The 12,005-nt window shown below is 45.4% G+C and carries 10 protein-coding genes; 3 read left to right on the top strand and 7 right to left on the bottom strand.

Features of this window, described 5'->3' with window-relative positions; translation table 11 throughout:
* Window positions 1-94: 94 nt before the first annotated feature.
* Window positions 95-574 (top strand): cyclic pyranopterin monophosphate synthase MoaC, encoded by a 480-nt coding sequence (gene moaC / locus ABW391_RS07435; protein WP_353481215.1) that lies wholly within the window; start codon window positions 95-97, stop codon window positions 572-574.
* A 2-nt stretch (window positions 575-576) separates the two neighbouring features.
* Here moaC and ABW391_RS07440 read toward each other — a convergent pair whose 3' ends face one another.
* Window positions 577-1,710: a lactonase family protein gene (locus ABW391_RS07440; RefSeq protein ID WP_353481216.1), complete on the bottom strand. Its 1,134-nt coding sequence runs from the start codon at window positions 1,708-1,710 to the stop codon at window positions 577-579.
* A gap of 62 nt (window positions 1,711-1,772) precedes the next feature.
* On the opposite strand from ABW391_RS07440, the gene ABW391_RS07445 reads away from it, so the two are divergent.
* Window positions 1,773-2,756: a Gfo/Idh/MocA family protein gene (locus ABW391_RS07445; protein WP_353481217.1), complete on the top strand. Its 984-nt coding sequence runs from the start codon at window positions 1,773-1,775 to the stop codon at window positions 2,754-2,756.
* A gap of 330 nt (window positions 2,757-3,086) precedes the next feature.
* Here the strand turns inward: ABW391_RS07445 and ABW391_RS07450 are convergent, their stop codons facing one another.
* The 6 genes from ABW391_RS07450 to ABW391_RS07475 all read right to left on the bottom strand — a co-directional run bounded on the left by ABW391_RS07450 (window position 3,087) and on the right by ABW391_RS07475 (window position 10,544).
* Window positions 3,087-3,674 (bottom strand): c-type cytochrome, encoded by a 588-nt coding sequence (locus tag ABW391_RS07450; RefSeq protein WP_353481218.1) that lies wholly within the window; start codon window positions 3,672-3,674, stop codon window positions 3,087-3,089.
* A 102-nt stretch (window positions 3,675-3,776) separates the two neighbouring features.
* Window positions 3,777-4,001, bottom strand: coding sequence for a hypothetical protein (locus ABW391_RS07455; protein WP_353481219.1), 225 nt, complete (start codon window positions 3,999-4,001; stop codon window positions 3,777-3,779).
* Between the two features lie 57 nt (window positions 4,002-4,058).
* A complete protein-coding gene (locus ABW391_RS07460; RefSeq protein WP_353481220.1) occupies window positions 4,059-4,265 on the bottom strand; it encodes a hypothetical protein in 207 nt (68 codons plus the stop codon).
* 176 nt (window positions 4,266-4,441) lie between these two features.
* Entirely contained in the window at window positions 4,442-5,779 is a 1,338-nt protein-coding gene (locus ABW391_RS07465) for an MFS transporter (RefSeq protein ID WP_353481221.1), read from the bottom strand.
* A 36-nt stretch (window positions 5,780-5,815) separates the two neighbouring features.
* Window positions 5,816-7,246, bottom strand: a complete 1,431-nt coding sequence (locus tag ABW391_RS07470; RefSeq protein WP_353481222.1) for a SusD/RagB family nutrient-binding outer membrane lipoprotein — start codon at window positions 7,244-7,246, stop codon at window positions 5,816-5,818.
* A gap of 10 nt (window positions 7,247-7,256) precedes the next feature.
* Window positions 7,257-10,544, bottom strand: a complete 3,288-nt coding sequence (locus ABW391_RS07475) for a SusC/RagA family TonB-linked outer membrane protein (RefSeq protein ID WP_353481223.1) — start codon at window positions 10,542-10,544, stop codon at window positions 7,257-7,259.
* A gap of 840 nt (window positions 10,545-11,384) precedes the next feature.
* On the opposite strand from ABW391_RS07475, the gene ABW391_RS07480 reads away from it, so the two are divergent.
* Window positions 11,385-11,597: a hypothetical protein gene (locus ABW391_RS07480; protein WP_353481224.1), complete on the top strand. Its 213-nt coding sequence runs from the start codon at window positions 11,385-11,387 to the stop codon at window positions 11,595-11,597.
* The last annotated feature ends 408 nt before the right edge of the window (window positions 11,598-12,005 follow it).

Raw genomic sequence — 12,005 nt, forward strand, 5'->3', positions numbered from 1 at the left:
GATCACTTATTTTTGCCCCACTACTAAGCACGATGATGCTGGAGAAAAAAACGAACTTTGACGCTGGATTAACCACAACTCAAGCATTGTTTTCATGTCAACCTTTACTCACCTCGACGCATCCGGCAATCCATCCATGGTAGATGTCGGCGAAAAAACAGCCACCAAACGCCTGGCAAGTGCCCGCGCAATCATCATCCTGGGCGACGAAATCATGGATCGCCTGGAAAAAGAAGAAATCCACACCAAGAAAGGCCCGGTTTTTCAAACTGCCATCATCGCTGGAGTCATGGCCGCCAAAAAAACGGGGGAGCTCATCCCATTGTGCCACCCGGTAGGCATGGAAAATTGCCAGATTCACATTCACGTGAACGAAAACCGCGAGGTGGTCATCGATTGCACTGCCTCCGTTACCGCCAAAACCGGCATCGAAATGGAAGCCCTCACCGGAGCAAGTGTAGCTGCGCTGACGGTGTACGATATGTGCAAAGCTTTTTCGCACGACATCGTGATCAAAGAAATCAAGCTGATTGAAAAAACCGGAGGTAAACGCGATTTCAAACGCGCAGATTAGGATTAATTTTGGTACTTCCGAATTTTCAAACAAGACGGACTGGGAATCCCTTCGGTGACACTCAACGTTGTCAGCAACCCCGTTTGTACATCCCGCTTGAATACGACAATGCTGTTGCTCAACATATTGGCCACCAATAAGAATTTTCCGGTAGGATCCAGCGTGAAATTACGCGGGTGATTGCCCAAAGTGGATTGAAACCCAACATTGGTCAGTGTCCCTTTTTGGGGATGAATTGCATAAATGGCCAGGTTGTTTTCATTGCCCCGGTTGGAGGCGTACAAAAATAGTCCATCGGGAGAAGTGTGGATATCCGCGCCGCTGAAGCCTTCGACGATTGTTGAGGGATGAGCTGGAATGTTTTGCAGCGCAATCAACTTGCCTTTTTTGTAGCGATAGGCACTTACCGTGCCGCTCAATTCTTCGATGCAATACACAAATTTTTGATTGGGATGAAAACACAGGTGCCTTGGGCCACTGCCAGCCAGAGTGGCCTGTCCATCAGGATTGCCAGGACTGAGCGGTTCTTTCGCTGCGGGGGTAAAATTGAAGCTGCGGATTTTGTCTGCACCCAAATCTGGTACCAACACGCGATCAAATTTTGGGGAGAAAAAGACGGAGTGGGTATGGGCAATGGCTTGCCGTTCTTGGTTGACCTTGCTGCCCTCGGTGTATCGAAACACCTGCATGGCCGGATTGAGGCTGCCATCGGTATTGACACTGTATACAGATACGCTGGCTTCTGTATAGGTGGCATCAACTACCCATTTTCCACTGTTGTGCACACTGGCGTAAACGGGATTTTCGCCACCACTTTTTTGCTTGTTGAGAAAGGTAAGTTTGCCACTCAGGCTATCAAACGCAAAACTGCTCAGATTGCCATCCTTGGGGATACGCGCTTCAGTACTCGCGTACAGGTATTTTCCGTTGGGACTCAAGTTTAAGTAGGAAGGATTAACCAGATTGGGGCAAAGGCTTTTGTGTTGCAATTGCCCGCTGAGCGTGTCCAACACATACACATTGATGCCTTGCTTGGGATCATTGGGTACGTAAGCGCCCACAAAGAGGTAGTAAGTTTGGGCGCTCAATAGGGAGCAGGCCAAAAAGGCAAGGCTGAATAAGCTATACTTGCGCATGGCGGAATGTTTTTTGTTTGCTTTGCAATTTAACTAAATTTGTACACACCTTAACTCTTGCTATGATTCTGGATAAAATAAACTGGGGAATGATCGGCTGCGGCAATGTGACCGAGAAAAAAAGCGGTCCAGCCTTCAATAAGGTGCCTCACTCAAGCCTGGTGGCGGTGATGGCGCGCGACATCAACAAGGCCGCCGATTATGCCCAACGGCACGGCGTACCCCGTTGGTACGACAGTGTAGATGCCCTGCTGGCTGATCCCGAGGTCAATGCCATTTACATTGCCACCCCACCCGATGTGCATGCCGATTATGCCATCCGGGCCATGCGCGCAGGCAAGGCCGTTTATGTGGAAAAACCCATGGCGCTCAATGCTGCCGAATGCGCAACCATGAATCAGGTGAGTGCCGAAACCGGGATGCCACTTTTTGTAGCCTATTACCGCAGGGCTTTGCCCAATTTTGTCAAAATCAAAGCTTTGATAGATGAAAAAGTAATCGGAGACATTCGACTGGTGCAGGTGCGCATCCACAATCCACCACAAGCGGAAGAGGTAGGCGAAAATCCGCAGCCCCGCTGGAGGGTTATGCCAGAAATCTCTGGTGGTGGCCATTTTCACGACCTTGCTTCGCATCAATTGGATTACCTGGAATATCTGCTTGGTGAAATCAAATCGGTACAAGGCATGTCCAGAAACCAGGCCGGTTGGTATGCTGCCGATGATATTGTGGTTGCCAACCTGGAGTTTGTCTCCGGGATGTTGGGGTCTGGTAGCTGGTGCTTCAGCGTAAACCCCGAACAACGTACGGATGAAACCCAGATCATCGGCTCCAAGGGAAAAATCAGTTTTGCTTTTTTTAATGATGCACCGATTCGAGTGGAAACGGCGGACGGGGTAGTGGAATACCCGATTCCTTATCCCGAAAATGTGCAACAGCCTTTTATTGAAAGTATGGTACAGGAACTGCGCGGCGAGGGGAAGTGCCCCAGTATTGGTACAACGGGAGCAAGAGCAAATGCGCTGATGGATCAGATTACGGGATAGAGTAGGGGCAGGGTCGATTGGTTTTAATTTAGAACTGTTTTGGATTGGGCTGCGCCCAATCGTTTTTAATAACCGCGACGAAGCGACGGCGCGACGAAATGTGTGCTTCGCACACTTTTTCGTCGTTTTACGTCGCGCATTTGGCGCAGCCAAATGGAATCGTCGCGCCGTCGCGCCGTCGCGGTTATTAAAAAACAAGCAGCGAAGCTGCTTAAACAAATAAAAATCAGAACCAATAGACCCTGAGAGTAGGGGAGATGGGGTATTTGACACAGATTTGATGCAGATTGCTTACTCATCTGCATCAAACCTGTGCGAAATACATCTTCGCTACTGCATCGGAGCAGCTACTGGCGCAGGTACCAGGTTGCTTACCGGAGGCAGTGACTTCAGGTAAGCAAAAATAGCCTTCATGTCCTCTTCCTTCATGTTGACATAGTTTACCCAGGGCATCGGAGGCAACATCATGCGCCCTCCATCCAGTCCTTTGGCTTTTCCTTCGGTCAAGGCTTTTTTGAATTGCGCAAACGACCACTCTCCAATGCCCGTTGGATCAGGAGTAAGGTTGGCCGAATAGGTGATTCCCCAGGGGCCAACTGCCACCGTAGTCATGGAGTTGAAGAGTACCCAATTTCCCGGAGCGGTCATGCTTTTGTCGGTAATGGCCGGAATGGGCAGCTTGGCCGGGTGGCCAGAAAGCCGCAATTCAGGATCTGGAATGGGGCCTCGGTCGGTCATTTTTTTGGGCGAATGGCAATCTTCGCAACCACTGATGGTGACGAGGTATTCTCCGCGTTCAACGAGTTTGGAGGCGGTTGCTTCTTCGGGTTTTCCATCAGATTTTGGCGCTTCTTGGGCGCATTGAAAGGTCAGAAAGGCCAATGCCAGGGCTGGCAGCCAGATGAGTGATTTTTTCATGCGGTTTGGATTTTAGGGGATTTTATTGTGTTGTTCCCTCATGCATCTAAAATAGTGAATTTGTGTTGAATGGTAGTGAGGATGAAGGAAAATTTATGCTGCCTATTGCTCATAAAAATCATACTTTGAATACGGAAGATCGGGAAGTATTCCTTTAAGGTGCGCAACCATCTCTAAACGATTAGAAGAAGGGGGCACAACTTCTGTGTCCTGAATAGGATGTGCTGGTAAAATAATGATTTCCAGATCAATGTCATGGAAATGCTCAGGAAGCTGAATCATCAGTAGTCCATTTTCTGATTTTTGTATGGTACGTACTGCTTGCATTTTTTTGAGTTAACTTGGTGCAAGATGGGGATATTTTTGGGGCTTGTCAAGGTGGGTTCAGAAAGTGTTGATTTTGATATCATTTGCTGAGCAGGCTAGAAGGTCTTCTAAGGGCTCTTGGATGTCTGGTTCTTTGATGAGTTGGTCAAACTCGGCTTTGTTGATTGGCTGATAGCCTTGCTCGCGCTTCATTTCTTCCAAGTCAAAACCAGCCCGAATCGGCTTTGCCAATTGTTCAAGGATATTCTTTTCATCAGCTTGCATGGGCTTGAAAGTTTTGACTGCTCAAAATACAAAGAGGTGACATTTTCATTCAAGGCGTTGGTTGGTTGCAAACTTTTTTCATGCTGTTTGCCATTCCCATGATTTTGGTGGCGTTGCTGCCACAAGTGCGTAGTTTTTACAAAAAATCGTAGATTTATGATTACGTTTTTTTTATCCTAAAAAGTATCAACTAAACTTTTGGTGCTTTCGTGTTCTAATTCAGCTATTTTAGCCACGTGCTTTTCTATGTTTATAAATTGAAGGATTAACCAAGCCAAGCCAATAAATAGCTCGAAAAAAATAAAGGAAATGTTCCAATTAAAATTTTCCTTTATTGGTCCCACCAAAGATGCCCCCGCAATCGAACCTACGGCTCCCATGGTCATGAAAATAGTGAATTGACTGGCCGAAATGTTTTTTGAGCAACACTGCATAGCAATTGCAAAAACGCCAATTTTTGCAATTGCATTTAACAACCGATAAACAATGATGAAGCCGTATAACATATTGGTATTTTGCCAATAAACGCCCGCAAAATTCAGGGCAAGCACCAGCAGCACGATCAATAGAAAATAAATATTAATCATGCGTTTTTTGCCAAATCTTTCTATCAAATATCCACCCGCCAACATTCCGATAATGCCCCCAATGAGGTCTGCGGTGGCAAAGGCTTGTGAGTAAACTACATTAGTCCACCCCGTGATTTTTACCGCAAAAATGGGCAGTAAGTGTTCAAAAAAATTGTAAGCCCCTTGGGTAATAAACAAAAGTATGACTACTAGCAGGGAGTTACGCAACCGAAAAACGTTGAATAATGCCTTTAAAATAACCGACCAATTCGATATTTGCAGCTTCTGGGAGGTTTCCGAAGCCTTGCCTGTGGTAAAAGGTAGTATCTTCTCGCCTTTGTGTTCTCGGATTACAATTGGTACAATGGTAATAAGAGCCACCAGAAAAAACAGGGTAAGCATAGAAGCCTTAAAGCCATACTCGTTTAAGATCCAACTGCACAACACCAACGATAGCGAACTGCCCACCATTCGAGAGCCTTGCATATAGCCGTTAGCGCGGGCTTGTTGGTCGGCAGGAACTACATCTACCGCCATGGCGTCGCCAGCGGCATCTTGCATGGCTCCGAAAGAGGACACCAAAAAAGCGGCTGCCAGAAATTTATTGAGGTTGTTTAAGGGGTCGTCCACAAAGGCAAAGGCAATGATACTGAGCATTAATCCGAGATGCCCAAAAAGTACCCAGGGTCTTTTTCTTCCCATCGGCAGGTAGGTGTACCTGTCCATAAGGGGCGCAATAATAAATTTGAAAGTCCACGGAACAGAACAAGCTACGGCAAACTGACCGATTTCGCTTGGCGATTTGCCTTGCATGGCCATCCAGGCAGGTATGCCCACAAACAACATTCCTTGTGCGAGTCCTTCTGCAAAATAAAGGGCTGCAAAATTGAAATACCGCAGAAACGCACTTTCGGATAGCGTGGGGAAATTTATTTTTGCCTGCATATATTTGTCTACTTCTTAACTCAAAGGTAATTCCAATTATTGAAAAATGGCTACTTTGGTAAATTGGTCAGGGAATGGCTTTGGCACATTTGGATTCGCATTGATTTCTTGTTGCGGATAAATAAACCGTTGTGGTTTTTTGGTGCCAACAATCAGCATTATTGGCAACTGGACCACTGGCAAGGCGGCAGCCAAACGACGGTAATCGTTGAAGGCTTCGTATTGCATCAGCAAAATAATAAATCGTTGGCTGATGATTTCGTACAACATTGCCCTTTGTACCGTGGGTAAATTTGTAGGATTTGCCAACCCCAAAATACCAAAATCGTTGATAAGATAGGCATCATACCGCCTGTTGGTAGCCGAAAAAATTTTCCCGTTCAAATAGCCCGTGGCTAAGGTTGCTCTTGTTTTATTTAGTGCCACTAAAGCAGCGTTGGTATTGTCAAGTCGTGCTTCGGCTTCGGCAATAATTAACTGGTTTTCGTAATAACTAATAATTGGATGCGGAGCATCGGCCACAAAAGCACCGTCGGTTGTGTTGGGGTCTTGGCTGTTTGGGGCCGTAATTCCTACTTTTACGTAATGATTGTACAAGGCCGTTTCATTCGTTTTTAAATTAACACCATTGATACGACTCTGCATCAAAGCCCTCAAAAAAGTACCCTCAAAACCCGTATCTCCCGCACGGCTGACCCTAAAAAAATCGTAGTTTTGGTTAGTATTCTGCCCCTGACTGGTGCCGTGCGGAATGAGCGCATCGCCGTTGGTATTTTGAATACCTAGATTGGCACTGGCAATGGCTTGCTCATAGTTGTTGGTGTGCAAGTACAGCCGTGCTTTTAGGGTATTGGCCAAGGCTTTCCATTTATTCACATTTCCTTGGAAGATAAAGTCATTTGCCCCAAAAGCCAAACCAGTTGTGGCAGAGAGATTAATGATGGCTTTGTCTAAGTTAATTTGCAGGGCGGCATACACATCGGCTTGCTTATCGAAAACAGGCGTGGGAAAATCTTGGCTATTAAATGCCTGACTGTAAGGCACATCACCGTACAATGCCGTTGCTTTCGCAATCACGAGGGCTTCTAATATTTGCCCCACTCCCTTCGTCCATTTATCGCTCAGCACATCGGCTTTTGTTTGTATGAGCCGAGCTTGATTGGCTACTGGATATAGATTATTCCAACTAAAAGTTTGAGAAGACACAATGTATTGGGCAAACCCAAGGTGAGCCCGAGATAAGCCGTTCAACTCCCCCGCCCACATCGAAGCAATGCGAACATCGGTGTCTTCGTGCAGAAACGCTACACCGAGCATAGTGCCCGAAAGTAAAGTTTTCACATCTACGTCGGTTACTGCATTGGGGTTGATTTGAATGTCGTTTTCATCGAACAAGTTTTTACAGCCACTCAATAGATTGGCAGTAAACAAAATGACGATTGCGGTATAAATACGAAAGTTTTTCATTTTTTTGAACTTAGTATTTAATGAGTACAGAAAATAAAATTGATTTTGTACTCGGATTTACAAACCAATCTTGCCCTCGTGCAAGCCCCGACCCCGTTACGTTCGATTCGGGATCTACGCCCGTGTACTTGGTCCAAAGTATTAGGTTTCTACCTGTAAGAGAAAAGTCAATATTGGACAACTGGGTGTTTTTGAGAACTTTAATGTTCTTCAAAGAGTAAGAAAACGTAACTTCCCTGAGGCGAGAAGCACTGCCGTCTTCCACAAATTGCTTGTAAGATGCAGTGTTAGATGCCGACCCTCGACCCTGAAACCAAGCCTGATTTAAGGCCACTGGCCCCGCCCCAAAATCTTTTATTTGCCCTTGAAAAGACGTACCTGCCGCAATCGTACGTCCGTTTACGTCTTTCAAACCGCCTTCGGGTGCCGTTGCCGTGCTACCAACATCGGCGTGAGTGCCGAAAGAATAGAGCGAACCCCTTGTGCCGTTAAAAAAATCGTTGCCTTGCACCCTGTCAAATAGCACAAATAAAGAAAGTGCTTTGTAAGAAAACGTACTGCCCAAACTACCCCGCCAATCGGGGTTTGGGTCGCCGATAACCTCAACGCCCGTGCCAGCTTGTGGGAAACCGTTGGCATCTAAAACGTATTTACCCGTTTCGTTTTTCAAGAAATCGGTTGAAAGAAAAACCCCAAAAGGCTGACCAGCAATGAGCGAAGAATTTTGAATAAAACTGTCGAATATTGTATATGAATTTACCCCCGCCAGGGACGTTACCCTATTTCTGTTTTTGGAAAAGTTGGCCGAGATGTTCCACTTAAAATTGCGTTTTCTTAATACATCGGCGTTCAGTTCTAATTCAATCCCGTTGTTTTTTAACTCTGCCGCATTGCTATTGAAAGTGGTAAAGCCCGTGGAAGCGGGTAAACTGATGGGCAAAATAACATCTTTGGTGCGGTTGCTGTATACCGTGGCCGAAAAACTAACTCGGTTTTTCAGGAAACGTAAATCAACGCCTAACTCGGTTTCGGTTTTTATTTCAGGACGCAAAAATGCGTTGCCCGAGGTGGTACTCCGCACGTAGCCGCCGTTATAAATTGGGCTAATGCCCGATAAACCACTCGAAAACGCATCGCCGTAAGCGGCGGCATTGAAGTTATTGAAATTTTGGTAAGGCTGCGGCTGTATGCCCACTTGCCCCCAAGCCAAGCGGAGTTTGCCGAAGCTAAAAACTGAATTATCATCGAAGTATTTTAACTGGCTAAATTGCCAAGCCACCGCCGCCGATGGAAAGAAAAAGCTGTTTTTTGTATTGGTTCCGAAAGTAGATGCCGCCTCGTTTCGGCCTGTAAAAGTAAAAAACAGCATGTTGTAGGCTTCCAAATCGGCCTGTGCATAAAATCCGTAGGTGCGGTTTAAAGAACTAAAATTGTTGGCAGACAGATTACTGTTCACCGCGTTAGTTAAAATGTTGGGGGCATCGGCAATGATAAAATTGGTAATACTGCTCGACAAACTGGCTCGCCTGCGGCTGTTGTAATTGAAACCCACCAACAAAGAGCCGTCAATATTATTGCCAAGTGATTTTTTGGCGACTGCAAACAAATCGGTGTTAAACTGCTTTTCCGACACCCAATTTTTAGAAAGAGCCCCCTTTGGAAAATTGGCAGAATTACGGGCAAAGCGCTCTAATCGGTTGTCGTTGAAATTATCAATTCCAAACCGAGCGGTGGCAGTCAGCCAATTTACGGGAGCAGCGTCAAATTGCACGTTACCAATTAATCTATCTACATCGCTGGTGTTGTTGTTGTAAATAATATTCCAATTTGGGTTGGCGTAAATCGTACTCAGTTCTCTTCCCAACGGGTTCCGGTACGACACGTGAGCATTGGGAAACACTTGGCCAGTGGGGTCGGTATAAACACCATCGTAAAAATCGTTGTTAAAATCGGCGGGGGTGCGTAGGCTACTCAGCAAAATTCCGTCGGCATTGTCGCCTTCTTGCGCCCTGCTGGAATTTATTTTGGTGTAGGCTACATTTGCACTGGCCGTAAACCAGTCGGTAAATTGGCTCGTTACGTTTACCCTCGCTGTTTTGCGTTTGTAGTCACTAAAATTTTTAACAACGCCTTGTTGGTTCAAATCGCCGTAACTGATAAGAAAGGTAGATTTTTCGTTTCCCCCACTCACGTTCAAGGTATTATCAGAGAAATAGCCCGTTTGAAAAGCATCTTTTGTGTGGTCGAAAACATCTCGGGAATTCTTACCACCATGCGGATTGGCCGCCGTGCCAGGGGCAATGGCATATCTGTTGGTACCATCCGCCAGCGTTACAAACCCTTGATAGCCTGGGGCAGTTAGATTGGTAATAAATTGGTCTGCACCGCCGGCCCTGTCAGCAATTAAATCGCCAAAATTAGAGCGATTACCCTGTGCATAAAGCCCATTAGAACCCTGTCCATACTGCGTCTGCAAAGCGTGTATTTTATTTACACGGTCAAAGGATACGGTAGATTTAAGTGATACATTTAATTTGCCGTCGGTACGTTTGCCCTTTTTTGTGGTAATAACAATAACGCCATTGGCCGCCCTCGAACCCCAAAGCGCCGCCGCTGATGCGCCTTTGAGGACTTCCACCCGCTCAATATCTTCGGGGTTAATATCGTTGATACGAGATTGTTGAATAATACCATTGCTACGGGCGGCCCCAATATTATCGGTAGAATTACTCACTGGCATTCCATCAACAATAAAAAGTGGTTGGGCATTTCCGTTGATGGTATTCTGCCCTCTTATTTGAATGTACGAACCCGCGCCTGGGTCTCCACCGCTTCGGGTTATCAACACGCCAGCGACCTTTCCACTCAACCCGTTCAACACGCCCGTTTCGCCCGATTGGGCGATGCTGTTGCCTTTAAGGGTAGTTATTGACGAAGCAAATTTATCCCGCTCGCCTTTTAAACCCAATGCGGTAACGATGACAGATTCAAACTGCACAACATCATCTATAAGAATTACGTTGATTATTGATCTTCCTTCGATTTTTTCCTCTACTGTTTTCATACCAACAAAAGAAAACATCAATGTTGAAGCAGTTGCAGGAATGTTCAAAGTGTATTTTCCAGTTTTGTCTGTTGAAGTACCTACATTAGTTCCTTTTACATTTACTGTGGCACCAAGTAAGGCTTTAGAGCTATCGGTAAAAGTAACTATTCCACTAATTTGCTTATTTTGGGCTAAAACAAATTGACTCCAAAAAAACAGCGTGAGTATTGGTAGAAGTAATCTTATATTCATTAGGAGGAAACTTTGCCTTTTACAAGGCTTGATCGTTTGAAGTATCTTATTCTACACAAACCTCAAAAACAAAAATTTGTTCATTTTAAAAAATCGGTACTGAACGGCTATTGTACGCTAACTGGCTTTGGTCTAATGGATAATAATTCTTTAATATTCAGTTGTTTATTGATTAATCACTGCGCCATTGCGGGGGCTCGATGCTGATATTTTCGTTCAAAAAGTGGGACACCGGGATTGATTAAGATTTTTAATGCATGGTTTGGCCGGGTATAATTCATGACCTGAGCAACAAAATCGATGTGGGCATCATGGTACATCGCTTTTTTAGAATGGCATAAAGTCTTTCGAATCAGTCGGGCGTCATCCTTTCGAAATTTACCATTTCGGCTCTCTACATATACCGTGTTGATTGTTTTACAGCGTTGAGCATCTTGTAATAACTCAAGTATTTTCAATTCATCCCCCAACACTATGCGCGTACTGACTTCTTCAAGCCGTCCTTTCTTGTCTCACTTTTTATGCACTTGGGCGTGGCGCAAATCTGGATTAACTACCTGTATGGGATTCGGTTTTCGGCCTCTTCCTTTGTATGGAACCTGCTCATAGCTGCAATAATTATCCACCAAGGCTTGCTCACAAAACCAACAATCAGAGCAAAAATAAGGTGCCGATCCATCGCTCTGCCTTTTCAAATCACAGATAAATTCCGTTACTTCTTCCAACGTTCTCTTGCTTTGATGCGTACTGTGAATGTAGGAACTATCCGGCAAAACTCCCACAAAAGACCATCTATCGCCCTTATTGTTATACACTTGGTCACAAAGTAACTCCTCAGTTATGTCCGTCTCCGTCAAGTTTTCGTTTTTTTCTAATGAAAGACCAGAATTCATCTATTTGGACCTGTTCCAGATGCATATCCTGTTTCATGTAAGCGCTCAGCCCTTTCACCTGCCTGGACGCAAAGATGATCCAGGAACGAATACTGTCGCCCGTCACTCCTCTTTCCCGGCATACCGCATTAACCCCCATCCCACTGGCGAGCATGCCTAAAACCCGAACAATTTTATCCATCGGCGTATGGAGACCAAAAAATAGTGTACCCTTCCGTGCCGAAAAAATCTGCTTGCACTTATTACAGTGCAAGCAGATTTTTTTTCCGGTTTTTTGTCTTGATATTGCCCCCACCAACTTCACCATAGTGCCTGCAAATTGGGTTATCGCAGTACTGGTGCTCTCGGAAATATGAAAATTCTGTGTCTGTCATAGTGCCTCAAAAATAGCCTACTTTTGACGTTCAGTATCAAAAATGTTACCTCTGCTTATTTTATCAGAGTGAAATGCCTACGCCAACTCCACCCTCACCTTCACATTCACCTCATCCGGCAAATCCAGCACCTCTCCATCCGTCACCCCAGCTACCAAATCCAGCCTCACCGCCAGTACCTCATCGCTGATGTA

The sequence above is a fragment of the Haliscomenobacter sp. genome, from assembly GCF_040403615.1.
Classification (GTDB): domain Bacteria; phylum Bacteroidota; class Bacteroidia; order Chitinophagales; family Saprospiraceae; genus Haliscomenobacter.

Coding starts and splice junctions, on each gene's coding strand:
- ABW391_RS07445 (WP_353481217.1), top strand. CDS start 1,773: ATGATTCTGGATAAAATAAACTGGGGAATGATCGGCTGCGGCAATGTG.
- ABW391_RS07475 (WP_353481223.1), bottom strand. CDS start 10,544: ATGAATATAAGATTACTTCTACCAATACTCACGCTGTTTTTTTGGAGT.
- moaC (WP_353481215.1), top strand. CDS start 95: ATGTCAACCTTTACTCACCTCGACGCATCCGGCAATCCATCCATGGTA.
- ABW391_RS07470 (WP_353481222.1), bottom strand. CDS start 7,246: ATGAAAAACTTTCGTATTTATACCGCAATCGTCATTTTGTTTACTGCC.
- ABW391_RS07440 (WP_353481216.1), bottom strand. CDS start 1,710: ATGCGCAAGTATAGCTTATTCAGCCTTGCCTTTTTGGCCTGCTCCCTA.
- ABW391_RS07460 (WP_353481220.1), bottom strand. CDS start 4,265: ATGCAAGCTGATGAAAAGAATATCCTTGAACAATTGGCAAAGCCGATT.
- ABW391_RS07455 (WP_353481219.1), bottom strand. CDS start 4,001: ATGCAAGCAGTACGTACCATACAAAAATCAGAAAATGGACTACTGATG.
- ABW391_RS07465 (WP_353481221.1), bottom strand. CDS start 5,779: ATGCAGGCAAAAATAAATTTCCCCACGCTATCCGAAAGTGCGTTTCTG.
- ABW391_RS07450 (WP_353481218.1), bottom strand. CDS start 3,674: ATGAAAAAATCACTCATCTGGCTGCCAGCCCTGGCATTGGCCTTTCTG.
- ABW391_RS07480 (WP_353481224.1), top strand. CDS start 11,385: ATGTCCGTCTCCGTCAAGTTTTCGTTTTTTTCTAATGAAAGACCAGAA.